This window comes from Allofournierella sp. CML151, from assembly GCF_027853465.1.
Classification (GTDB): Bacteria; Bacillota; Clostridia; order Oscillospirales; family Ruminococcaceae; genus Allofournierella.
In genome coordinates this window covers 57,516-82,864 of record NZ_JAPNNW010000002.1, presented here as the reverse complement: position 1 = coordinate 82,864, position 25,349 = coordinate 57,516, and the positions used below count along the sequence as shown (strand labels likewise).

The window sequence follows — 25,349 nt, the reverse complement described above, 5'->3', positions numbered from 1 at the left end:
ACCCATGAAAAGTCTGAAAGAGCTGGAGGCCATCCGGGACCGGATGCGCCAGACCGTGAATACCCGCGAGAGCGACAGCAATACCATTCGTGTGGTGGTGGGCATGGCCACCTGCGGCATCTCCGCCGGTGCAAGGCCGGTGCTGAACGCCATTGTGGAGGAGCTGGCCCGGGAGAACGTGGCCGGTGTGCAGGTCACCCAGACCGGCTGCATCGGTATCTGCCAGTATGAGCCGGTGGTGGAGGTATATGAGCCGGGCAAGGAAAAGGTGACCTATGTGAAGATGACCCCGGAAAAGGCCATCCGCATGGTGCATCACCATCTGATGGACGGCGAGCCGGTGGAGGAATACACCATCGGTTCGCTGACCAAGTGAAAGGGGGCGCGGCACAGTGTACAGAAATCATGTGATGATCTGCGGCGGCACCGGATGCACCTCGTCCGGCAGCGACCGAATCGCCGCGGCCTTTGAACGGGAGCTGGAGCGCCACGGTCTGGACAGCGAGGTCAAGGTGGTACGCACTGGCTGCTTCGGCCTGTGCGCCCTGGGCCCCATTGTGGTGATCTACCCGGAGGGCAGCTTCTACAGCCGGGTGAAGGAAGAGCACGTGGAGTGGATCGTGACCGAGCACCTGCTCAAGGGCCGTCCGGTGCGCAGCCTGCTGTTCGACGAAACGGTGGACGGCGAGCGGATCAAAAGCCTGGACCAGACCGGCTTTTACAAAAAGCAGAAGCGGGTGGCGCTGCGCAACTGCGGCGTGATCAACCCGGAAAACATCGAGGAATACATCGCCTTTGACGGTTATGCGGCGCTGGGGAAGGCACTCACTGAAATGACGCCGGACGATGTGATCCAGACGGTGCTGGATTCCGGCCTGCGGGGCCGGGGAGGCGGCGGTTTCCCCACCGGACGCAAATGGCAGCTGGCCTGCGCCGACCGGGGCAAGGTGAAAAAATTCGTCTGCTGCAACGCGGACGAGGGCGACCCGGGCGCATTCATGGACCGCAGTGTGCTGGAGGGCGATCCCCATGCGGTGATCGAGGCCATGGCCATTGCTGGCTATGCCATCGGAGCCGACAAAGGCTATGTGTATGTGCGCGCGGAATATCCCATCGCGGTAAAACGGCTGCAGATCGCCATCAACCAGGCCCGGGACTACGGCCTGCTGGGCGAGGACATCTTCGGCAGCGGCTTTAACTTTGACATCGAGATCAAGCTGGGCGCGGGCGCCTTCGTCTGCGGCGAGGAGACTGCCCTGATGACCAGCATCGAGGGCAACCGGGGCGAGCCGAGGCCCCGTCCGCCCTTCCCGGCCAAGAAGGGGCTGTTCGGCCGGCCCACCATCCTGAACAACGTGGAGACCTACGCCAACATTCCCCAGATCATCCTGAACGGAGCCGAGTGGTTCCGCAGCATGGGCACCGAAAACAGCCCCGGCACCAAGGTGTTCGCCCTGGGCGGCAAGATCCACAATACCGGCCTGGTGGAGGTTCCCATGGGCACCACCCTGCGGGAGATCGTGGAGGAGATCGGCGGCGGCATCCCGGACGGCAAGAAGTTCAAGGCGGCCCAGACCGGCGGCCCCTCCGGCGGCTGCATCCCCGCCGAGCTGATCGACACTCCCATCGACTACGATTCTCTGAGCAAGATCGGCAGCATGATGGGCTCCGGCGGTCTGATCGTCATGGACGAGGACACCTGCATGGTGGACATCGCCAAGTTCTTTTTGGAATTTACCGTGGACGAAAGCTGCGGCAAGTGCACCCCCTGCCGGGTGGGCACCAAACGGCTGCTGGAGCTGCTGGAGAAGATCACCAGCGGCAACGGCACCATGCGGGACCTGGAACGCATTGAGGAGCTGGCCGAGTTCGTGAAGAACAACAGCCTGTGCGGCCTGGGCCAGACCGCACCCAATCCGGTGCTGTCCACCCTGAAGTATTTCCGGGAGGAATACCTGGCCCATATCCAGGACAAACGCTGCCCGGCGGGCGTCTGCAAGGCGCTGCTGGTGTACAAGATCGACCCGGACAAGTGCCGCGGCTGCACCCTGTGCGCCCGTAACTGCCCGGCGGACGCGATCATGGGCAGTGTGCGCAACCCCCACAGCATCGACACCAACAAGTGCGTGAAGTGCGGCGCCTGCATGGATACCTGCCGCTTTGGCGCCATCAGCAAAGGCTAAGGAGGGCACACGGCAATTATGAATATGGTAAATTTGAAGATCAACAATGTGCCCTGCCAGGCGCCGGAGGGCTCCACCATTCTGGAGGCGGCCCACGAAGTGGGCATCACCATCCCCACCCTTTGTTACTTAAAGGAGATCAAGCGGGTGAACGGCGCCTGCCGGGTCTGCGTGGTGGAGGTAAAGGGCGCAAAGAACCTGCTGCCCGCCTGTGTCTACCCGGTGAGCGAGGGCATGGAGGTATTCACCAACACCAAGCGGGTGCAGAACGCCCGCAAGATGAATCTGGAGCTGATTCTCTCTATCCACAACCAGGACTGCATGAGCTGCGTGCGCAACGGCGACTGTGAGCTGCTGCGGCTGTGCAAGCAGTACGGCGTGGACAAATCCAATGCCTTTGAGGGCGTTCTGCCCGAGCGGCAGGACGACGACAGCGCCCCGCACCTGGTGAAGGATAGCTCCAAGTGCATCATCTGCCGCCGCTGCATTTCCACCTGCGCCGAGAACCAGGGCGTGGGCGTGATCAATGTGGTGGAGCGCGGCTTCAATACCCACATCGCCTGCGCCTTCGAGGGCAAGCTGGCGGACTCCACCTGCATCGGCTGCGGCCAGTGCATCACGGTTTGCCCCACCGCCGCCCTGGTGGAGCGGGACGACACCGAAAAGGTATGGGCTGCGCTGGACGATCCCACCCGCCATGTGGTGGTACAGACCGCGCCCAGTGTGCGCGCGGCTCTGGGCGAGGAGTTCGGCCTGCCCATCGGTACCAATGTGCAGGGCAAGATGGTGGCGGCGCTGCGCCGCCTGGGCTTTGACGGCGTGTTCGACACCGACTTTGCCGCCGACATGACCATCATGGAGGAGGCTCACGAGTTCCTGGAGCGGGTGAAGAACGGAGGCAAGCTGCCGCTCATCACCAGCTGCAGCCCCGGCTGGGTCAAATACTGCGAGACCTTCCACCCGGATTTCATTCCCAACCTGTCCAGCTGCAAGAGCCCGCAGCAGATGTTCGGCGCGCTGAGCAAAACCTACTACGCGGAAAAGATGGGGCTGGACCCCAGAAACATCTACTGCGTGTCGGTGATGCCCTGCACCGCCAAGAAGTTCGAGATCGGCCGCCCGGACCAGAGCGCCGCGGGCGACGGTATCCCGGATGTGGATGTGGCCATCACCACCCGCGAGCTGGCCCGGATGATACACCGCAGCGGCCTGCGCTTTTTGGATCTGCCGGATGAGGACTTCGACCCGGCCATGGGTCAGGCCACCGGCGCGGGCCACATCTTCGGCGCCACCGGCGGCGTGATGGAGGCAGCCCTGCGCACCGCGGTGGAGACCCTCACCGGCGAAAAGGTGGAGCCGGTGGAATTCACCCAGGTGCGCGGCACCGATGCCATCAAGGAGGCGGAATACCAGGTGGCCGGACTCACCCTACGGGTCTGCGTGGTCAGCGGCACCGCCAACGCGGGCAAGGTGCTGGAGATGGTGCGCCGTGGGGAAAAGCAGTACGACATGATCGAGGTTATGGCCTGCCCCGGCGGCTGCGTCAACGGCGGCGGTCAGCCCATCCAGCCCGCCCCGGTGCGCAACTTCACCGACATCCGCGCCCTGCGTGCCAAGGCCCTGTATGACCAGGACGAGGCCAGTGTGCTGCGCCGCAGCCACGAGAACCCGCTGGTCCAGCAGGTCTATGCGGAATTTCTGGGCGAGCCGGGCAGCGAAAAGGCGCACCATATTCTGCACACCAGCTATGCACCACGCCCCCGTTTGTTCTGATTCCTTTTGCCCCTGCAGCTTTGCTGCGGGGGCTTTTTTGTTCCCGAAAAAATAAATGATAACACTTCCTATTTATGGGTTGACAAGATAAATAGGAAGTGTTATCATTAAACCACGGAAACGAAGCCGCACCAACAAAACAATGAAAGAATCAAGCGGCAGCACCGCATGAGCCGTCAGGCGATGCTTGCCAGAAACATGAAACGAATATGGAGGAAATAACAATGGAAAAATGGCGTTGCACTGTATGTGGTTATATTCATGAAGGCCCTCTGCCCGAGGACTTTACCTGCCCCCGCTGCCGCAAGCCCGCTTCGGTGTTTGAGAAGATCGAGGAGCCCAAGTCCGGCAGCCGCTATGCCGGTACCAAGACTGAGCAGAATCTGCGCGAGGCCTTTGCCGGTGAGAGCCAGGCCCGCGGCAAGTACACCTACTTTGCTCAGGTAGCCCAGCGCGAGGGCTACGAGCAGCTGGCCGAGGTCTTCCGCAAGACCGCTCGCAACGAGCAGGAGCACGCCCGCCTGTGGTTCGAGGCCCTGGGCGGCCTAGGCTCCACTGCCGACAACCTGCTGGCCGCTGCCGAGGGTGAGAACTACGAGTGGACCGACATGTACGACCGCTTCGCCAAAGACGCCGAAGAGGAAGGCTTCCCCGAGCTGGCCGAGAAGTTCCGCAAGGTGGCCGCCATCGAGAAGAGCCACGAAGAGCGCTACCGCCGTCTGCTGAAAAATGTGGAGATGCAGCAGGTATTCGAGAAGGGCGAGCTGACCATGTGGGAGTGCCGTGTGTGCGGCCATCTGGTCATGGGCAAGAAGGCTCCCGAGGTGTGCCCGGTCTGCGGCTACGCTCAGAGCTTCTTCGAAATGCGCTGCGAGAATTACTAATCAAACCGAAAAAGGCCGGGGCAATCATTGCTCCGGCCTTGACTTTTGCCGCCGCATATGATATAAGTGTAACTGTTAACAAAGACACAGAGAACAGCTGTGATGGAGACAGTAAGCCCGGTGTGAACGACCAAGCGAGCGGGGGAGGGTGTGAGCCCCGCGCCAGTAGCACCCCGCCGAAGATCACTCCGGAGCTGCGGGCTGAACTCACAGTAGGCGCCGCCGGCATCCCTCCGTTATGGGGAGCGTGTATGATGGTACACAGCAATAGGTGGTACAACGAAAGCGCAAAGCCTTCGCCCTGTTTGCAGGGGCGAAGGCTTTTTCTGTTGTTTTTGTATGGGCTTTCTGAAATAGGAAATGCACCGCTTTCCGACCCGAAGGGCGGAAAAACAAGGAGGACGAGATTTAAGATGTACGAGAAAGTAAACCCGAATCTCAATTTCGTTGACCGCGAGAAGGACGTGCTCAAGTTCTGGAAGGAACGTCACATCTTTGAGAAGAGCATCGATTCCCGCAAGGAAGGGCCGACCTACATGTTCTACGACGGCCCCCCCACGGCCAACGGCAAGCCCCACATCGGCCATGTGGAGACCCGCGTTATTAAGGATATGATCCCCCGTTACCGTGCCATGAAGGGCTATCAGGTGCCCCGCAAGGCCGGCTGGGATACCCACGGCCTGCCCGTTGAACTGGAAGTGGAGAAGCTGCTGGGCCTGGACGGCAAGGAGCAGATCGAGCAGTACGGCCTGGAGCCCTTCATCGAGAAGTGCAAGGAGAGCGTCTGGAAATACAAGGGCATGTGGGAGGATTTCTCCGGCACCGTCGGCTTCTGGGCCGATATGGATGACCCCTACGTGACCTACGACAACACCTTCATCGAGTCCGAGTGGTGGGCGCTGAAGCAGATCTGGGAAAAGGGCCTGCTGTACAAGGGCTTCAAGATCGTGCCCTACTGCCCCCGCTGCGGAACCCCCCTGTCCAGCCACGAGGTTGCCCAGGGCTATAAGGACGTGAAGGAGCGCAGCGCCATTGCCAAGTTCAAGGCCAAGGGCGAGGACGCCTACATCCTGGCCTGGACCACCACCCCCTGGACCCTGCCCTCCAACGTGGCTCTGTGTGTGAACCCGGTGGAGACCTATGTGAAGGTCAAGATGAACGAGGACGGCACCGTGTACTACATCGCCCAGGCTCTGGCCGATACCGTGCTGGGCGAGGGCAGCTACACCGTGCTGGAGAGCTACCAGGGCAAGGATCTGGAGTACAAGGAGTACGAGCCCCTGTTCGACTTCGTTTCTCCCAAGGAGAAGTGCTGGTATGTGACTTGCGACAGCTACGTCACCCTGACCGACGGTACCGGCATTGTTCACATCGCTCCCGCCTTCGGTGAGGACGACTCCAACGTGGGCCGCAAGTACGGCCTGCCCTTCGTGCAGCTGGTGGACGCCAAGGGCTGCATGACCAAGGAGACCAAGTGGGCCGGCATGTTCTGCAAAAAGGCCGACAAGGAAGTGCTGATCGACCTGGAGACCCGCGGCCTGCTGTTCAGCGCCCCTGTCTTCGAGCACAGCTACCCCCATTGCTGGCGCTGCGATACCCCGCTGATCTACTACGCAAGAGACTCCTGGTTCATCAAGATGACCGCGGTGAAGGACGACCTGATCCGCAACAACAACACCGTAAACTGGGTACCCGCCTCTCTGGGCAAGGGCCGCTTCGGCGACTGGCTGGAGAACGTGCAGGATTGGGGCATCAGCCGCAATCGCTACTGGGGCACCCCGCTGAACATCTGGGAATGTGAGTGCGGCTGCCGTCACTCCATCGGCAGCATCGAGGAGCTCAAGAAGATGTCTCCCAACTGCCCGGACGACATCGAGCTGCACCGCCCCTACATCGATGCGGTGACCATCACCTGCCCGGACTGCGGCAAGCAGATGAAGCGTGTGCCGGAAGTAATCGACTGCTGGTTCGATTCCGGTTCCATGCCCTTTGCTCAGTACCACTATCCGTTTGAAAACAAGGAAGTGTTCGAGAGCCGCTTCCCGGCCGACTTCATTTCCGAGGCCGTGGACCAGACCCGTGGCTGGTTCTACTCTCTGATGGCCATCTCCACCCTGCTGTTCAACAAGGCTCCCTTCAAGAACGTTGTGGTTATGGGCCACGTGCAGGACGAGAACGGCCAGAAGATGTCCAAGTCCAAGGGCAACGCGGTCGATCCCTTCGACGCTCTGGCCACCTACGGCGCCGACGCCATCCGCTGGTACTTCTACACCGCGGGCGCACCCTGGCTGCCCAAGCGCTTCTCCGGCAAGGCCGTGCAGGAGGGTCAGCGCAAGTTCATGGGCACCCTGTGGAACACCTACGCCTTCTTTATCCTGTACGCCAACATCGACAACTTCGATCCCACCAAGTACACCCTGGAGAAGGACAAGCTGTCCGTCATGGACCGCTGGATTCTGTCCAAGATGAACACCATGGTCAAGACCGTGGACACCGAGCTGGACCAATACGCCATCCCCGAGGCCGCCCGCGCCCTGCAGGAGTTTGTGGACGATCTGTCCAACTGGTATGTGCGCCGCAGCCGTGAGCGTTTTTGGGCCAAGGGCATGGAGCAGGATAAGATCAACGCCTACATGACCCTGTACACCGCTCTGGAGACCGTTTGCAAGGCGGCCGCTCCCATGATCCCCTTCATGGCCGAGAGCATCTACCAGAACCTGGTGCGTAGCGTGAACGAGTCCGCTCCCGAAAGCGTGCATCTGTGCGACTTCCCCGTGGTGGACGAGAGCTTTGTGGACGCCGATCTGGAGCGCGACATGGACCTGGTGCTGGACATCGTTGTGCTGGGCCGCTCCGCCCGTAACGGTGCAAACCGCAAGAACCGTCAGCCCCTGGCCGAGATGTTCGTAAAGGCCGACGAGAAGCTGAGTGAGTACTATGTGGAGATCATCGAGGACGAGCTGAACGTGAAGAAGGTCACCTTCACCGATGATATGTCCATGTTCACCAACTACACCTTCAAGCCTCAGCTGAAGACTCTGGGACCCAAGTACGGCAAGCAGCTGGGCGAGATCCGCAACCTGCTGGCCAACCTGAACGGCCCCGCCGCCAAGAAGGAGCTGGATGAGACCGGCACCCTGACCCTGACCCTCTCCACCGGCGAGATCAAGCTGGGCGAGGAGGATCTGCTCATCGAGATGACCCGCAGCGAGCGGTACTTCTCAGTGGAGGATGCCAAGGTCACCGTTGCTCTGGACACCGAGCTCACCCCCGAGCTGGTGGAGGAAGGCTTCGTGCGCGAGCTGGTGAGCAAGCTGCAGACCATGCGTAAGGAAGCGGGCTTCAATGTGGAGGACCACATCACCGCTTACGCCATGGGCAACGACAAGATCACCGCTCTGATGGAAGCCAACAAGGACTCCATCGCCTCCGACGTTCTGGCCGACGCTGTGGTTACCGGCAGCACCGACGGTTACGTGAAGGAGTGGGATGTAAACGGCGAGACCGTCACCCTGGGTGTAAAGAAGGTTTAAGTCGTTTGCGCATCCTCCTTATATAAATAAGTAAAAGCCCGCCGCTTGGGATGGATTCTCAAGCGGCGGGCTTTTTGCCAGGCAAAAGCATTTACGGCCCCGGCGGCTTGCGCGGGATTTTGCCGGTGGAGTATAATAGAAAGCAATGAATGGAAAGCGAGGAACCTCCCATGCCCCCGATCACTGTGATGCTGAAGCCCGCCTCCGGTTTGTGCAACATGCGCTGCCGCTACTGTTTTTACGCGGACGAAATGGTCCGTCGAACTACTGAGAGCTACGGTATTATGCAGCCGGATACCCTGGAAGCCATCGTGAAGCGGGTGCTGGCCTTTGCCCAGGGCAGCTGCAGCTTTGTGTATCAGGGCGGCGAACCCACCTTGGCCGGGCTTTCCTTTTTTGAGCAGGCTCTGGAATTTCAGAAAAAGTGGAATGTGAACCGGGTGACCATCGAAAACAGTCTGCAGACCAACGGCTATGCCATCGACGAGGCCTGGGCGGAATTCTTTGCCCGCAATCATTTTCTGGTGGGCATCTCGCTGGATGGGCCCAAGGAGATCCACGACGCCAACCGGGTGGACGCGCAGGGGAAGGGAACCTACAACCGGGTGATGCACGCCATCCAGCTGCTGCAGAAGCACAAGGTGGAGTTTAACATCCTGACGGTGGTTACCCGCCAGGCAGCCCGCAGCACCGGCAAGATCTATGGATTTTTCCAGCGCAACGGCTTTGCCTACCAGCAGTACATTCCCTGCCTGGACCCCTGGGAGGAGGGGGCACAGACGCCCTACTCCCTCACGGCAAAGGACTTTGAGCAGCACCTGAAGCTGCTGTTTGACCAGTGGTACCAGCAGGCGATGCGGGGCAACCTGCAATACAACCGCTACTTCTTCAACCTGTTGGCCATTCTGAACGGCCAGATGCCCGAGGCCTGTGAGATGCGCGGGGTATGCGGGCGGCAGTTTGTGGTGGAGGCGGACGGCAGTGTCTACCCCTGTGACTTTTATATGATGGATGAATACCGTCTGGGCAATTTTGTGACCGACGACTTCGAGACCATCGAGCGCCGCCGCCAGGAGCTGGCCTTTGTGGAGACCTCCGCCCGTATCAAGGAGAGCTGCAAGGGCTGCAAATGGTTCGCCCTGTGCCGGGGCGGATGCCGCCGCAACTGGGAGCCGGTCACGGGACCCGAGCCCCGCAATGGGTTCTGCTCCGCCTACCAGGGCTTTCTGGAATATGCGCTGCCCCGCCTGCAGCAGCTGAGCCGTATGCTGCAGGAAAGAAGAATCTAATGAAACGGACCGTCTTTTCGTTTTTTCGAAAAGACGGTCCGCTTTTTGTTTGAAGATACAAGAGCGGTTGTTTTTGTGACTTTTTTGGCGAGGGCTTTCTGATTTAAATTCTACCGGATTTGTGGAAATTATGCCGGATATACGCCTGGAAATTCAAGGTTTTGTTGCAAAAAGCTGAAAAAATGATTTGGTAACGATTTTGAAAGTAAAAATATTGAAAAAGCTTTTTGTGACTGATATAATAGTGCCTGCTGAGAGAACCAGGCTCCTTCGGGAGCTGGGGATGAGCATAGATAATCTATGGAGAAATTCCAACGAAAGGATGAGCAAGCGAACCATGAAATCGATCATTGCCTATCTGCTGGCGTTCACTATGATGGCCACCATTGCGACCCAGGCATTTCTGCCTGCTGTGGCGGCTGCGGACGCTCAGAACAGCGTATCGGTGGTGCAGGTGACCGGCTCTGAAGAGGAAACCGGCGAGCCTGCCAGCCAGCAGCCGGACGAGACCGATCCCGAGACCGTTGTGACCGAAGAGGCCACCTCCCAGGAGAGTACTTCCGAAGAGGCAGCTCCTGAGGAAGTTGTTGCTGAGGAGAGCACCTCCGGCGAAGCTTCCTCTGAAGTGAGCACTTCCGAAGAGGCCTCTTCTGAGGAGCTCGTTTCCGACGAGAATGCTTCCGGCGGGGCTGCTTCCAGCGAGGCTGCTTCAGAAGAGGCATCCTCCAGCGAAGCCGCTTCTCAGGAAGAAGCTGAGCTGCTGGATGAGGAACTTCTGGCGGAAGAAGAGGAGCAGGAAACTCTGGATGAAGTGGAGGAGCCCACCGAAGTGGTTCCCAACGGCGGCGTGAATGCCGTGATCAGTGCGGCAATGACGCTGAATCGGGACGTGAGCTTCACCATGACCCTCTACCGGAACGGCGAGAACGTGGCCCAGACCAGCGGCACTTTGAAGCAGAACGGTGAGGGCGGCGCTTCCCAGGTGAAGCTCAGCGGCACCGGTCTGGAGGCTGGCAGCTACGAGGTAGTGATCTCCGCTCCCGGCTTCGCCAGCTACAGCCAGTCCCTGGAAGTGAGCCAGAACATGTACAGCGAGCTGACCCTGTACACCGGCGAGCTGTCCGGCTATGGCAGTGCGGCTCATCCCGGCGTGCTGCGCGTGGGCGATGCCGACGGCGACGGCGTGCTGAGCGAGACCGACGCCGACACCATTGTGAATGCCATCCAGCACGGCGTTCAGGGCGGCCTGGCCGACCTGGACGGCAGTGGTGAGGTGGATCTGGCGGACCTGCAGCTGCTGGCCGCCAACCTGACCAAGGATCAGACCCAGGTGGGGGATGTGTACTCCACCGTGCAGACCCGTGTGGCCGATAATCTGGCCAAGCCCCAGGTGAGTGATACCGTTACTGTGACCAGCGGCAGCCTGGAGGATCTGGTGAACGACAACGGCGGCGTCAAGCTGGAAACCACCGGCGAGATCAGCGAGCAGAACCCCATCGCGGTGGATTTCAACTTCGCTGGCGATGATGAGACTGTGACTGCGGATCAGCTGCCCAAGATGGACGGTATGACCATCCAGGCTCCCGCCGAGAGCGAGGGCGCGGTGACCGCCGGTACCGTTGATGTTACTTATGTGGACGAGAACGGCGAAGAGCAGACCATGCAGGTGCAGATCGAGGAGCAGAAGGCCCGCGGCATCTCCCTGTTCAGCCTGTTCACCACCTCCGCCACCGCCACCCGTAAGGCGGATGGTACCCTGGAGATCAACTTCGGCAAGCAGGTCGCGGTGAAGAAGATCACCCTGACCATTACCGCCACCCAGAGCAACAGCCTGGCTGAGATTTCCAAGGTTGAGTTCCTGAACGGCATGGAGAACCGTATCCCCGAACCTGAGCTGGACATTCCCACCGGCCTGAGCGGTACCGGTTCCGACAAGGCCTTCCTGCTGACCTGGAAGCCCGCTGTGAACGTGACCGCCTATGAGGTCAAGATCACCGGTCCGGTCAAGGATTCCAGCGGCAACGTGACCGCAACCATCCGCACCACCTCCAACCAGCTGCTGGTGGACAGCCTGAACGGCAGCAAGCTGGTCAACGGCAAGGATTACACCGTGCAGGTTCAGTCTCTGAACGGCGAGTGGTCCAGTGGTTACTGCGAGCCCATCACCGTGAAGCCGGTGGTGGAGAAAATGCCCGCGGCTCCCGATAATCTGGAAGCCACCGGCGGGTACCGTTCCATCAGCCTGCACTGGAAGGACATGGACGACACCGACAGCTACACCGTACTGTACCGCAAGAAGAGCGATGCAGATGCAGAATACACTGTGGCAGCAAAGAACATTGCCGCCAACAGCTACAAGATCGACAATCTGGAAGAGAACGCGGAGTATGAGGTCACCGTATACGGTACCAACGAGCTGGGCGACGGCCCCAACGCCATTCCGGCGCTGGCCAAGACCCTGAGCCTGCAGCCTGCCTGGATGCCCTCCTACAAGCTGATCAACACCTCCAACGGTGCCGGCCAGCTCACCGCTCACATCCAGAGCGTGACCACCATGCGCGGCACCAACATGATGGTGAACAGCCCGCTGGATGCGGCTGGCAGCAACAGCGGGCTGGGCGTGGTGGACGGCGATCAGTCCTCCTACTACTATGTGGGCGACTGGGACGACGGCGTTTCCTACGGCAACACCAGCAACCGCGGCCTGCGCGTCACCTTTGACGGCAGCTACGAGTTTGGTGCCATGGCTCTTGCCGAGCCGGAGAACGGCGCCATCAACAGCATTCGCGTGTGGTATCGTGACCAGGAGACCGGCTCCCTGAAGGAGATCACCGGCCTGCGCACCAATGCCCGCACCGATGAGAACGGCCGCCGTCACATTTACATTGACTTCGGTACCAAGATCACCACCGATCAGATCCAGATCTGCACCAACACCGGCTGGATCCGTGCCATGAAGATCGGCGAGCTGCGTTTCTACGGTTACGACAGCATCTACGAAGACATCATGGCCCTGTATGCGGACGATTACCACACCACCCTGCGGGAGGATGTGGATCAGAGCGTGATCGACGCGCTGTATGCCCGCCTGAACACCCCCGATGCGGCAAGCAATGAGCTGCATCCCAACTACACCCAGCTCAAGCGTGAGCTGGACACCGCGGCCGACCTGCTGGCCAACAGCAGCAGCCTGCGTCCCGTACAGCACGTCAAGGCCATGGGCGCCAACGTGAGCGGCTATGCGGACAACAGCCTGGGCTTCACCGGCCTGAACCCCTGGCAGCCCCTGGGCGTGACCGCCGCTGCCGGTGAGGAGATCACCATCTACGTGGGCAACCCGGATCTGCAGACCGGCACCAACACCGATCTGTACCTGGTGGCCACCCAGTACAACGCCGAGTCCGGCAACTTCATGAAGCAGATCGGCCGGCTGAAGGTGGGCGAGAACACCTTCACCATCCCTGCCATCGTGAGCAAGGACTTCGAGCGCGGCGGTTCCCTGTATGTGTACTACGCCGCCAGCAACAAGACCAGCAAGTACGGCGTGCGCGTGGCGGGCGGTACCACCATCCCCATGCTGGATCTGTACGGCATTGAGGACGAGGCCCAGCGCCTGGCTCTGACCGAGGCTTACGTGGAAGAGCTGGAGACCTATGTGGCCGGTCTGGAAGAGCTGCACGAGCAGGAGCATGCCGGCAGCAGCAACGCCAACGTAAACTACGAGTACAACGAAGAGGAGTGCATCCTGGGCGCAACCGAGCTGATGGGCGACCATATGCTGTTCTCCCTGTCTGCCCAGCAGGTGCTGGCGGGTCTGGGCAGCGGCACCACCGCCGAGAAGGCCCAGCGCCTGAACGACTCCATGCTGGCCATGGATCAGACCATGGAGCTGTTCTATCAGCACAAGGGTCTGACCGAAAATGCGGCTGAGGCCATCAACCGTGTGCCCAGCCAGCATCTGAACATCCGTTACATGCGCATGTTCGCCGGTGCGTTCATGTACGCGGCGGGCAACCACATCGGCATCGGCTGGGGCTCTGTGCCCGGCGTGGTGCAGGGCAAGACCCTGCAGGCTGACGAGAACGGTGCTTACCTGTCCGGCGATCTGTTCGGCTGGGGCATCGGTCACGAGATCGGCCACGACATCAACCAGTTCAGCTACGCCATTGCCGAGGTAACCAACAACTACTTCGCTCAGCTGGCGACCTACGGCACGAGCGGTGTGCGCTTTGGCTACAGCGCCGTGTACGACAAGGTGACCAGCGGCACCATCGGCCGCGCCAGCGACGTGTTCCTGCAGCTGGCCATGTACTGGCAGCTGCGTCTGGCCTACGACAACTACTACCCCTACAAGACCTTCGATACCGAGCAGGAAGTCTTCAACAATCTGTTCTTTGCCCGGGTGGATACCTACTCCCGCACTCCCTCCAAGGCACCCGCTCCCAATGGCGTTGCCCTGAAGCTGGATGGTGGCTCCGAGCAGAACATCATCCGGCTGGCCAGTGCGGCCGCCCAGAAGGACCTGAGCGAGTTCTTCCTGCGCTGGGGTCTGGTAGCCAACGATGAGACCACCCAGTATGTGAGCCAGTTCGAGCCCGAGACCCGTGCCATCTACTACGTGAACGACTCGGCCCAGAGCTACCGCATCCAGAATCCCGATGGCCAGAGCCTGAAGGATCAGAGCGTGATCAGCGCCGCAAATGTGACCCTGACCCAGGGCAACGGCGCCAACGGTCTGGCCCAGAATCAGGTCAGCCTGACCATCAACCCGGAGAATGCCTCCGCCAGCCTGCTGGGCTATGAGATCAATCGTATCTCCATCTCCGGCGGCAAGGAGACCAATGAGACCGTCGGCTTCGTGCTGGCGGACGAGAACGGCGCGGCCAGCTTCACTGATACGGTGACCACCATCAACAACCGTGCCTTCACCTACCAGATCGTTCCCGTGGACCAGTACCTGGATTACGCCCAGGCGGTTTCTCTGGAGGCGATCAAGATCAGCCACGACGGCAGCCAGGACAAGAGCGCCTGGACCGTTACCACCAACATGACCTCGGAGCAGGACACCGAGGTGGATCACGACGAGCAGGACCCGGATGCCGGCTTTGACCCCGGCGCCCATGACCACGCCACCGTGAAGTCCGCCATCGGCCTGGCCTTCGACGACAGCCTGAGCACCACCTACACCGGCACCGCTGAGGGCAGCGACCCGATGATCGAGGTAGAGTTCGGCAAGGAGCTGGATGTGACCGGCTTCAAGTTCACCCTGATGAGCGGCGCGGGCGAGATTCCCGCAGGCACTCTGGCACTGCAGCTGGAGGAGAACGGCCAGTGGGTGGATGTGCCTGTGAGCGTGGAGAGCCTGCAGACCACCGGCTCCACCACCGTGTACGCGGTGAACGACGAAGGCTGGATTCGCACCAGCGGAGCCACCGCTCTGCGCCTGATTTTCCAGGGCGCTCAGACCGTGAGCATCACTGAGCTGGATGTGCTGGGCCCCACCGGCGACAACGTGGAGATGCTGCAGGACGGCATCGGCATCCTGGCTGAGGACTACATCTACGACCAGGGCCTCTACGAAAAGAGCGAGCATACCGACGGCTTTATCCCGGCCGGTTCCGTGATCTTCGTGGGCGAGTACAAGGGCAACCCGGCCTACAACGCCGTGATCGTCTACGATCAGGACGGCAAGATCGTGGGCTACGGCGACAACGGCGAAGGCAGCGCCGAGCAGATCATCCTGGCTCCGGTTCCGGACAAGGGCGATCTGGGCAACACCTCCGACGGCCGCTGGGTCTACTGGATCAGCCCCGACGCGGTTCTGCCTGAGAAGGTCCGCGTGGAGCTCTACCGTGTGGACGACGCCCTCACCAATCAGAGCCAGCGTCTGGTCAGTGATTCCCTGTGGGTGCAGGTACCCGAGAGCCTGCCCTCCATCACCATTTCCGGGGATAAGTAAGAATTGGCACAGCCCCGCTTCGGGGCCAAGCATAAAGGAGTAAGACATGAACAAAAAAATCATAGGCCTGATCGGGGCTGCGGTTTTGGTCATGGCGCTGCCCCTGCAGGGGTTGGCGGCCGCGGATGCGGCCGCCAGCCTGGAGGCTGCTGACGGAAAAGGGGCCCAGGTGTCCCTGAAGCTGCAGGACGGTGCAGGCGAGGGCGTAAATGCCCTGCAGATGAGCTTCACGCTGAGCCCCGTGGCCGGCTCTCTGGAGAAGGCCGATGTGAGCTTTGCCTTCAGTGAGGATCTGGCCGGTACCGTGAAGCGTTACCGTTACGATCAGGAGCAGAACATTCTCACCATCTATGTGGCCGGTGCAAACGGCAACCTGTTCCACAATGACGAGGCCGACCTGGGCACCATTCAGGTGGAGGCAGCAGAAGGGGAATATCTGGAGCTGTCCATTACCACCGGTCTGTCCAGCGGGGGCGAGAATCCCAGTGAAGAGCTGGCAACCGGCCTGACTCTGCTGCGAAATGGTTCCTCCAAGCAGGATCTGACTCTGCAGGCAGAGACGGTGGCGGTGAACGTGGGCGAAATGTCCCCCGATCCTGAACCTACCGAGCAGCCGGAAGCAACCCAGAAGCCGGAAGCAACCGAAAAGCCTGAGGCGACCCAGAAGCCCGAGGCGACCCAGAAGCCTGAGGCAACTCAGAAACCTGAGGTGACCGAAAAGCCGGAAGCAACCCAGAAGCCCGAGGCAACCGAAAAGCCCGAGGCAACGCAGCAGCCTTCCAACGGCAACAACAGCAGCAATGGCAGCACGGGCGGCAGCCAGAATGGTTCCAACCAGACCGGCTCCACCCAGAACAGCACTGCAGCCGGGGCAACTGCTCAGCCTGGTACCACTGCAACCAGCAAGACTCCCACCGCATCTGCTTCCCAGAGCGCAGTGAGCGAGGATACCTCTGAGGAGAGCCAGTCTCAGAGCGAGGCTGCCTCCAGCGAGGCTGAGAGCCAGGCCAGCGAGAGCCAGGTCCAGAGCCAGAGCACTGCTTCTCAGACCGAGAAGTCCAAGGTGAGCGTGCTGCCTGTGGTGATCGGCGTGGCCGTGGTGGCCGCCGCTGCTGTGGCCGGCGTCGTGATCTGGCGCCGAGGCCGCGATTGATTCCTTCCTTTACGTTTCCTTCTCAATTTTTTCCATAAAGCAAGCAGCAAAAACCGCCCGGATTGAATTCCGGGCGGTTTTTGCGTGCCGGAGAAGGGCGAAAGAGAGGGGCGCGCCCCTACCCAAACGGCGGCTTTTCCGCTATAATAAACAGGAACCTCAAGCGAAAGGAACGGATCTTCATGGAACTACAGATCTTCAAGGCCATTGTGCATGTGCTGGATTCCAGCGGCGGCGCGCCGGTATTTTCCGACCGCCTGCTGGAGCTGGACGGCGACACCGCCGACTATCTGGCGGCTCATCTGGAAAAGGCCTATTACAACGATGCGGTGAAAAACTGCAGCTTTCTGCCGGAATCCACCTTCCCCTCTCTGCTGCTGGACAATCAGGATTTCGTGCAGTGCTCCAAGCAGGTGGCGGATGAATTCTTTCAGGTGATGCGCACCAGTCCGGCCATTCCCAACGCGGACCTGATTGTGGTCTACTGCTCCATCAATGGGCACGAGAGCATCGCCATCCTGAAGATGAACTACAAGGCGGCCTACGCCCACTATTACCAGCAGGTGGAGGGTCAGCATTACAATGCTCTCATCAAGCAGCGCACTCTGCTGCCCGCCGCCGGCTCCAAGCCGGATGAGTCGGTGATCGTGGATATGACCGATGGCTCCATCAAGCTGGTGGAGAAAAAGTACGAGGTGGATGGGGCGAAGATTTTCTATCTGTCCGAGCGCATCCTGCGCAGTACCCAGGCCCAGCCCGAGCGTGCCAAGCTGCAGACGGTGCAGACCGCCGCAGCGCAGGCAGTGCGCCAGAGCTATGAGGACAACCAGAAAAGCGACAGCGAGATTGCGGCGATCCTCTGTGAGGAGGCGGTGGCCGGTGACGGCAGCCTGGAGGTGCAGCGGGTGAAGGAGCGGCTGGAGGAGCAGTTTCCTCTGGCAGTGGAGTCCTTTACCCAGGAGCTGGAGGAGGCAAATCTGCCCCTGGAGGAAACGGTGTCGGTGCCTCCCGCCCGTATCAAGCGGATGGAATACCAGTCCATCAAGACCGAGAGCGGCATCGAGATGAAGATCCCCACCAGCCTGCTGCGGGGTGATAACGATTATGTGGAGTTCGTCAACGAGCCGGACGGCACCATTTCGCTGCTGGTCAAGGGCGTTGTGCTGTAAATTGCGGTAAAAAGAAAAACTCCCGAAAGCCATACCGGTTTTCGGGAGTTTTTTTTCTTATGAGATTAAACAGTGATGCGGGGATGGCGGCGGTAAAAATCGTCCCGTGCCTTGAAATAGCACTGGGCACACAGGCTCACGTATTCCACATCGCCGCCCTGGTCAATGACCACCTGGTCGCCCTCGAAGACGAATTCGCCATTTACCTTGCGGCCGTTGCAGGTGGCTTTGCGGCCACAGAAGCAGATGGTTTTCATCTCTTCCACCGCATGGGCCAGCTCCAGTAAGCGGGTGGAGCCGGGGAAGCCCTTCAGGGAAAAATCCGTGCGCAGGCCGTAGGCGATCACCGGGATGTTCAGCTCCACAGTGATGCGCAGCAGCTGCTCCACCTGCTCCGGAGTGAAGAACTGGCTCTCGTCGGTGAGGATGCAGGCCGGGGCGGGCGCGCGGGTCAACAGATCCCGCACCAGCTCAAGAATATCCAGCTTGGGGGTTACGGCGATATCCACCAGCCGGGTCACTCCCAGGCGGCTGACCAGCTTGTCGCCGCCCTTGGTGTCCACGCTGGGCTTCATCACCAGCACCCGCATGCCGCGTTCCTCGTAATTATAGGCCACCTGCATCAGGGCGGTGCTTTTGCCGCTGTTCATGGCGCCGTAGCGAAAATACAATTTTGCCATAGTGTTGCACAAACCTCTTCATACAGCGAAGGAGCGAAGGGCCGCCCGTTCGCCAAAAGTCAGCCCGGCTGCGTAAGCACGCAGCCGGGCTGCTGTTTTGTTTTATGGGATTCAGTCGTTCCGCAGCCGGTAGCCCAGGCTCATCAGGCTGTCGCCCAGATGGGCATTCTCCACCGTCACGTTGGGATAGGGAATGGACAGATCGTAGTGGCTGAAGTTCCAGAAGCCGCGGATACCCAGATCCACCAGCCGGCCGGAAATCTCCTTCGCACCCTCACGGGGCAGGCAAAGCACCGCCACCTGGGGCTTGTGAGCCGCACAGAAGGACTCCAGCTCATCAATGTGGTGGATGGGGATACCGTCCAGATCCTGGCCCACCAGCTCCTGCTGCACATCAAACACAGCCAGCAGGTGGTAGCCGTTGGTATCGGTAGTCAGAAAGCGGGAAACCGCCCGGCCAAGACGGCCTGCACCCACCAGAATGGTGGGCAGCTTTTCGCCCTCGCCGAACAGCAACCGGCCGATCTCGTGCAGCAGCACATCCACATTATAGCCGATTCCCTGCTGGCCGAAACCGCCGAAGCAGTTGAAATCCTGACGCACCTGGCTGGCAGTGGTGCCCATCATGCGGGCCAACTCGCTGGAAGAGACCTTTACCACGCCGTTCTGCTGCATCTGGCTGATATAGCGGTAATATTTGGGCAGCCGCTTGATCACCGGCAGAGAGACCTTTCCCTGAGAATGATTCATGTTATCATCACCGTCTTTTGAATTGATTTGAGGCAACGGGCGGGCCACAGGCCTGCCCCGTGCCGCAGAGGAGCAAAAGGCGCGACTGGGCCCTTTGCGGAAATATCCATACTTTATAATACTGGATTCAGAAAGCCTTGTCAAACCAATTGGAGGCTCGAGGCCATCTGTGCGGGCATAAAGACAAAAAATTCGTGCAAACTGATAGAAAAAACAAAAGGCAACCCCGCACAATTCAGCAGCGAATGCCCCGGACGGTGTTGCAGAAAAGGAGCGAAGCGATCAATGCCGAACAACGATACCCCGAAACCCACCGACGCCCAGGTGGAACAGGAAAAGCTGGAACAGGATTTTATGATGGACACCGGCTCAGTGATCCGCACCAAGGGCCGCCATGCTATCCACTGCCTCACAGTAATCGGCTTGATTGAGGGCCATGTGAGCGCCGGGCAGGAGCAGAAGGTGACCCGCTACGAGCATGTGATCCCCCAGCTGGTGGCCATTGAAGAGGACCCGGAGATCGAGGGCCTGTTGGTGATTTTGAATACGGTGGGCGGCGATGTGGAGGCAGGCCTTGCCCTGGCCGAGCTGATCAGCGGGGTGACCAAGCCCAGTGCGGCGCTGGTGCTGGGCGGCGGACATTCCATCGGCATTCCGCTGGCGGTCAGTGCAAAACGGAGCTTTATCGTGCCCACTGCCACCATGACCATTCACCCGGTGCGCCATTCCGGGCTGGTGCTGGGCGTACCCCAGACCATGCGCTACTTTGAACAAATGCAGGAGCGCATCACCGGCTTTGTGAAGAACCATTCCCACATCAGCGAAGCGCGCTTTCTGGAGCTGATGATGCACACCGGCGAACTGGTGATGGATGTGGGCACCGTGCTGGGCGGCGAGCAGGCGGTGGCCGAGGGCTTGATCGACGAGCTGGGCGGCCTGGGCGACGCACTGAACTACCTGTACCGCCAGATCGAACAAAACCGAACCGGCGCGAAGAACGGCGCAAGTCAGGAGAGGGGAGAAAGTGTCCGATAAATTGGGTTTTAAAACCTATGGTTTTATGTTACAATAGATAAGTTCCGAAAATTTTCCCGCGCCAGGTGCGCGGCGCCCCTGGTTTGAATGGAAACCGGGGGCCGGAAATACATAAACGAGGGAAAGAAAGCGTATGGCACAAAAGAAGAAACCCGCCGCGAGAAGCGGCGCGAAAACCACCCGCTCCCGCTCGCGGCGCAGCCAGCCGGATGTGGCCCAGAGCTGGAGTATTTTGCTGTTCTGCCTGGGCGTTGTGCTTATCGCCATGGCTTTGGTGGCCGGTCAGTCGGTCTGGGCCATGCTGCGGGGCGTTTTGTTCGGCGTGTTCGGCGTGTGTACCTATCTGCTGGGGCCGGTATTGCTTTATATTGCGGTGCTGGTGGCGCTGGGGCGGCCCATCTGGGCCCGCTGCGCCAAGTCCCTGCTTCTGATGATGCTCATCTGCGGCACGGCGGTGGTATTCTCCAAAATCGACCTGGTGGGCCTGGGCTTCGGCGAGGCAACCGCAGCGCTGTATGCCAACGGCCAGGGTATGCTGGGCGGCGGCCTTTTGGGCGGCATCATCGGCGGCACTCTGCTGGCGCTGTGTGGGCATCCGGCGGCAAACATCCTGCTGGTCATTATGCTCATTGCCATGGTCATGTGGTACATGGGCGTGACTCCGGGCGATCTGTGGCAGATTGCAGAGGACTACCTGGGTGACTGGCGGGCTGACCGGGATGCTGCTCGCGAGCAGCGTGAAGCCTGGGAGGAAGAGCAGCTGCGCCGGGAGCCCGAGCGCCGCGCCGCCGCCCAGGAGCGAGCTGCCGCCCGCCAGCAGAAACAGGAGGCCTTTGCCCAACGGTTCCGGCGCAAGCCCCAGGTGGACATTGATCTGGGGCCGGACCCGGTGGTTACCACCGAGACCGATCCCCAGCCGGAGGAGCCTCTGGTGGGTCCCGGCGGCACCTTTGGCATGTTTCCTCCCCTGGACCGGTCCGAGCCGGAGGAGCACAGCGAATTCGAAACCGAAATTCCCATGGACGAGCCCCAGCAGGACCCAGATGTGGGCTTCGAGCCCTATCCCAGCAGCAGCCCGGACTATGCCTGGGAGATGCGGTTTGACGAAGCACCGGAGCCCTCCGATGCGGACGAGCCGCCCTTCCAGCTGGATCAGCCGATTCCGCTGGAGCCGGAGCAGCCTGCTGCAAGCGTCACCGAGTTGGACAGCCTGATTCACAAGGCCATGGAGCCCAGCCAGACCATGGGCAACTCCTATGGCGAGCCGCTGCGCCCGCTGAATCCGGCGGCCGCCCCGGCGGAAACCGCTCTGGCACAGCCTGCGGAGCAGCCCGCTGCCTACCGCTACCCGCCGCTGGACCTGTTCCAGGTGATGGAGTCGGCGGAGGACCCGGGCGTGGAGGCGGAGCTGAAAAAGAACGCCGAGCTGCTGGTGAGTACGCTGGAAAGCTTCGGCGTGAAGACCCGCGTGCTGGACATCTGCCGCGGCCCCTCGGTTACCCGGTACGAGCTGCAGCCCCTGGCAGGCGTGAAGATCAGCCGGATCACCGGTCTGGCCGACGATATCGCCCTGAACCTGGCGGCAGCCGGTGTACGCATTGAAGCCCCCATCCCCGGCAAGCCTGCCGTGGGCGTGGAGGTGCCCAACCGGAAATCCAGCCCGGTGGGCATCCGTGGAATCTTTGAATCTCAGGCCTACACCCGCAGCGCCTCGCCCCTGACCCTTGCTCTGGGCAAGGATATTGCGGGCAACGCCCAGGTGGCCGACCTGTGCAAGATGCCCCACCTGCTGATCGCCGGTTCCACCGGCAGCGGTAAGTCAGTGTGTGTGAACAGCATTATCATCAGCTTTTTGTACCGCTCCAGCCCCGAGGACGTGAAGCTCATCCTCATCGACCCTAAGGTGGTGGAGCTGGCGGAGTACAACGGCATTCCCCACCTGCTGATGCCGGTGGTCATCGAGCCCCGCAAGGCGGCAGGCGCGCTGGGCAGCGCCGTGGCCGAGATGGAGCGCCGCTACCATCTGTTCGCCGAGAACAACGTGCGTGACATCAAGAGCTTTAACCGGCTGGCGGCTGAGACCGAGGGCCTGGAAAAGCTGCCCTACATCGCCATTATCATCGACGAGCTGGCCGACCTGATGATGGTGGCCGGCAAAGAGGTGGAGGATTACATCTGCCGCATTGCCCAGAAGGCACGTGCCGCGGGCATGCACCTGATTGTGGCCACCCAGCGTCCCAGCGTGGATGTCATCACCGGCCTGATCAAGGCCAACATCCCCAGCCGGATTGCCTTCGCGGTGTCCAGCCAGGTGGACAGCCGCACCATCCTGGACGCGGGCGGCGCAGAGAAGCTGCTGGGCATGGGCGATATGCTGTTCATGCCGGTGGGCGCTTCCAAACCCCTGCGCATCCAGGGCACCTACGTGAAGGACGAGGAGATCAGCGCCGTGCTGGACTTCATCAAGAAGGACAACACCTCCCAGTACGACGAGAAGATGATCGAGGAGATGGAGAAGCACGCGGTACCGGAGAAGGCCTCCGGCGGCGACGGCGACGACGAGGATGACGGCCACGATCCCATGCTGGAACAGGCGGTGGAGGTGGTCATCGACGCCGGTCAGGCTTCCACCAGTCTGCTGCAGCGCAAGTGCAAGCTGGGCTACGCCCGTGCGGCCCGCATCATGGACGATATGGAGCAGCTGGGCGTGATCGGTCCCTACCAGGGCGCCAAGCCCCGTGAGGTGCTCATCACCCGGCAGCAGTGGATCGAGCGGTCCATGCGGGCGGACAACACCTCCGTGCCGGACGAGATCCCCTGAACCCTGTGCCGCGCTCTTGTGCGCGGCGGGCAGGATTTGTTACAATAGAATCGAGCCAAACGTTCGTGCCCCCGGCAGACCAACGGCCTGCCGGGGGCGCGTGTGATATTGCATGGATAGACGCGGCCGCAAGGGTCCGCGCAACAAAGAAAGGAGACCCTTTATGCAGCAGGGCACACAGTTTTTGCCCATCAGCAAAGAGGATATGCGCCAGCGCGGCTGGGACGAGCTGGACTTCGTTCTGGTTATGGGCGACGCTTATGTGGACCATCCCAGCTTCGGCCCGGCCATCATCGGCCGGATTCTGGAGGCCGAGGGCTACCGGGTGGGCGTGATCAGCCAGCCGGACTACACCACCTGCGAAAGCTTCAAGGTGCTGGGCAAGCCCCGCTATGGCTTTTTCATCGGCGGCGGCAATGTGGACAGCATGGTGGCCCATTACTCGGTGGCCAAGGTGCGCCGCAAGGTGGATGAATACACCCCCGGCGGCGTGGCGGGCAAGCGCCCGGACCGGAGCGCCACCGTTTACACCCAGCTGGCCAAGCAGGCCTACCCGGACCTGCCGGTGATCCTGGGCGGCCTGGAGGCCAGCCTGCGCCGCTTCGCCCATTACGACTACTGGCTGGACACCGTGCTGCCCAGCATCGCCGAGACCTCCGGAGCGGATATCATCAGCTTCGGCATGGGCGAACACCAGACGGTGGAGATCGCCCGCCGTCTGGCGGCAGGGGAGAAGGCCAGCGAGATCCGGGATGTGGCAGGTACCTGCTACATGACCGACTTTGCCCATCTGCCCGCCAAATATCTGGAGTGTGCGGGCTTCAACAAGGTGAGCACCGATAAGGTGGCCTACGCCAAGGCCTGCCGCATCCAGATGGACAACCAGGATTCTGTCACCGGTCAGATCATTGTGCAGAAGCAGGAGCATGGCTATCTGGTGCAGAATCCGCCGGCAAAGCCCCTCACCCGACGGGAGCTGGACCGGGTGGCGGCGCTGCCCTACACCCGCACCTGGCACCCCAGTTATGATGCACTGGGCGGCGTGCCCGCCATCGAGGAGGTGGAATTCTCCATCATCCACAACCGAGGCTGCTACGGCGGCTGCAATTTCTGCGCCATCACCCTGCACCAGGGGCGGCGGGTCACCAGCCGCAGTGTGGACAGCGTGGTGGAGGAGGGCGAGCTGCTCACCAAACAGCCCGGCTTCAAGGGTTACATCCACGATGTGGGCGGTCCCACCGCCAACTTCCGTCTGCCCAGCTGCGCCAAGCAGATGACCGAGGGCATGTGTCAGGGCGGCAAAAAGTGCCTGGCTCCCGGCCCCTGCCCCCATCTGATCATCGACCACACCGAATATCTGAACATGCTGCGCCGCCTGCGGGCTCTGCCCGGGGTGAAAAAGGTGTTCATCCGCAGCGGCATCCGCTACGACTACCTCACCTGGGACAAGGACGAGACCTTCTTCAAGGAGCTGGTGGAGCACCATGTCTCCGGCCAGCTGAAGGTGGCCCCCGAGCACTGTGCTCCCAACACCCTCAAATACATGGGCAAGCCCCCGGTGGAGGTGTTCAACAAGTTCTCCAAGCGGTTCTATGAGCTGACCAAGAAGGCGGGCAAGAAGCAGTATCTGGTGCCCTATCTGATGAGCAGCCATCCGGGCAGCACTCTGGAGGATGCGGTCTATCTGGCTGAGTATCTGTACAAGCACAACATCCGCCCCGAGCAGGTGCAGGACTTCTACCCCACGCCGGGCACGGTGTCCACCTGCATGTTCTACACCGGCCTGGACCCCTACACCCTGAAGCCGGTGTTTGTGGAAAAATCCCCCGAGGGTAAGGCGCTGCAGCGGGCGCTGCTGCAGTATTACGAGCCCCGCAACGCAGAAAAGGTGGTCAAGGCACTGCATAAGACCCACCGGGAGGACCTGATCCCCCTGCTGGTGCCTGGCTACAAGCCGAAGGTGAGCGCCCAGGCACGTCCGGTCACCGGCCGAAAATCCGCCCAGAATGCCAAGGCGGCAGGCCGTCCGGTGCAGGGCCGGTTCGTTCCCAACCACGGCAAGGGCAGCGGAAAAAATTCCGGCCGTCCCACCTTCGCCCCCAAGACCAAGCGGAAGTAAG

14 protein-coding genes are annotated in these 25,349 nt (G+C 60.9%); 12 read left to right on the top strand and 2 right to left on the bottom strand.

Going from position 1 to position 25,349, the window contains the following annotated elements; translation table 11 throughout:
- Positions 1 to 4 precede the first annotated feature (4 nt).
- The 9 genes from PH256_RS02030 to PH256_RS01990 all read left to right on the top strand — a co-directional run bounded on the left by PH256_RS02030 (position 5) and on the right by PH256_RS01990 (position 17,943).
- Entirely contained in the window at positions 5 to 376 is a 372-nt protein-coding gene (locus PH256_RS02030) for a (2Fe-2S) ferredoxin domain-containing protein (RefSeq protein ID WP_270912783.1), read from the top strand.
- A 16-nt stretch (positions 377 to 392) separates the two neighbouring features.
- Complete coding sequence (locus tag PH256_RS02025) at positions 393 to 2,183, top strand: NADH-quinone oxidoreductase subunit NuoF (protein WP_087295745.1); 1,791 nt, start codon at positions 393 to 395, stop codon at positions 2,181 to 2,183.
- An 18-nt stretch (positions 2,184 to 2,201) separates the two neighbouring features.
- Positions 2,202 to 3,956 carry an NADH-dependent [FeFe] hydrogenase, group A6 gene (locus PH256_RS02020; protein ID WP_087183348.1) on the top strand — a complete coding sequence of 585 codons (1,755 nt, stop codon included), beginning with the start codon at positions 2,202 to 2,204 and terminating at the stop codon, positions 3,954 to 3,956.
- Between the two features lie 224 nt (positions 3,957 to 4,180).
- Positions 4,181 to 4,840 carry a rubrerythrin gene (rbr, locus tag PH256_RS02015; protein WP_270912782.1) on the top strand — a complete coding sequence of 220 codons (660 nt, stop codon included), beginning with the start codon at positions 4,181 to 4,183 and terminating at the stop codon, positions 4,838 to 4,840.
- A gap of 413 nt (positions 4,841 to 5,253) precedes the next feature.
- Positions 5,254 to 8,373 (top strand): isoleucine--tRNA ligase, encoded by a 3,120-nt coding sequence (gene ileS, locus PH256_RS02010; protein ID WP_270912781.1) that lies wholly within the window; start codon positions 5,254 to 5,256, stop codon positions 8,371 to 8,373.
- Between the two features lie 170 nt (positions 8,374 to 8,543).
- Positions 8,544 to 9,662: an anaerobic sulfatase maturase gene (locus PH256_RS02005; protein ID WP_270912780.1), complete on the top strand. Its 1,119-nt coding sequence runs from the start codon at positions 8,544 to 8,546 to the stop codon at positions 9,660 to 9,662.
- Positions 9,663 to 9,999: 337 nt separating this feature from the next.
- Positions 10,000 to 15,621, top strand: coding sequence for a fibronectin type III domain-containing protein (locus tag PH256_RS02000; RefSeq protein ID WP_270912779.1), 5,622 nt, complete (start codon positions 10,000 to 10,002; stop codon positions 15,619 to 15,621).
- A gap of 46 nt (positions 15,622 to 15,667) precedes the next feature.
- Entirely contained in the window at positions 15,668 to 16,774 is a 1,107-nt protein-coding gene (locus PH256_RS01995; protein ID WP_270912778.1) for a hypothetical protein, read from the top strand.
- Between the two features lie 182 nt (positions 16,775 to 16,956).
- Positions 16,957 to 17,943 (top strand): nucleoid-associated protein, encoded by a 987-nt coding sequence (locus PH256_RS01990; RefSeq protein WP_270912777.1) that lies wholly within the window; start codon positions 16,957 to 16,959, stop codon positions 17,941 to 17,943.
- A gap of 65 nt (positions 17,944 to 18,008) precedes the next feature.
- Here PH256_RS01990 and PH256_RS01985 read toward each other — a convergent pair whose 3' ends face one another.
- Both PH256_RS01985 and PH256_RS01980 read right to left on the bottom strand, forming a co-directional pair.
- Positions 18,009 to 18,623, bottom strand: a complete 615-nt coding sequence (locus PH256_RS01985) for a thymidine kinase (RefSeq protein ID WP_087183354.1) — start codon at positions 18,621 to 18,623, stop codon at positions 18,009 to 18,011.
- Between the two features lie 111 nt (positions 18,624 to 18,734).
- A complete protein-coding gene (locus PH256_RS01980; protein ID WP_087183355.1) occupies positions 18,735 to 19,373 on the bottom strand; it encodes a redox-sensing transcriptional repressor Rex in 639 nt (212 codons plus the stop codon).
- Positions 19,374 to 19,658: 285 nt separating this feature from the next.
- On the opposite strand from PH256_RS01980, the gene PH256_RS01975 reads away from it, so the two are divergent.
- From PH256_RS01975 to PH256_RS01965, 3 genes are all read left to right on the top strand, one after another.
- Positions 19,659 to 20,408 carry a ClpP family protease gene (locus PH256_RS01975; RefSeq protein WP_270912776.1) on the top strand — a complete coding sequence of 250 codons (750 nt, stop codon included), beginning with the start codon at positions 19,659 to 19,661 and terminating at the stop codon, positions 20,406 to 20,408.
- 133 nt (positions 20,409 to 20,541) lie between these two features.
- Positions 20,542 to 23,229, top strand: coding sequence for a DNA translocase FtsK (locus PH256_RS01970; RefSeq protein WP_270912775.1), 2,688 nt, complete (start codon positions 20,542 to 20,544; stop codon positions 23,227 to 23,229).
- A 163-nt stretch (positions 23,230 to 23,392) separates the two neighbouring features.
- Positions 23,393 to 25,348: a YgiQ family radical SAM protein gene (locus tag PH256_RS01965; RefSeq protein ID WP_270912774.1), complete on the top strand. Its 1,956-nt coding sequence runs from the start codon at positions 23,393 to 23,395 to the stop codon at positions 25,346 to 25,348.
- Position 25,349 lies beyond the last annotated feature (1 nt).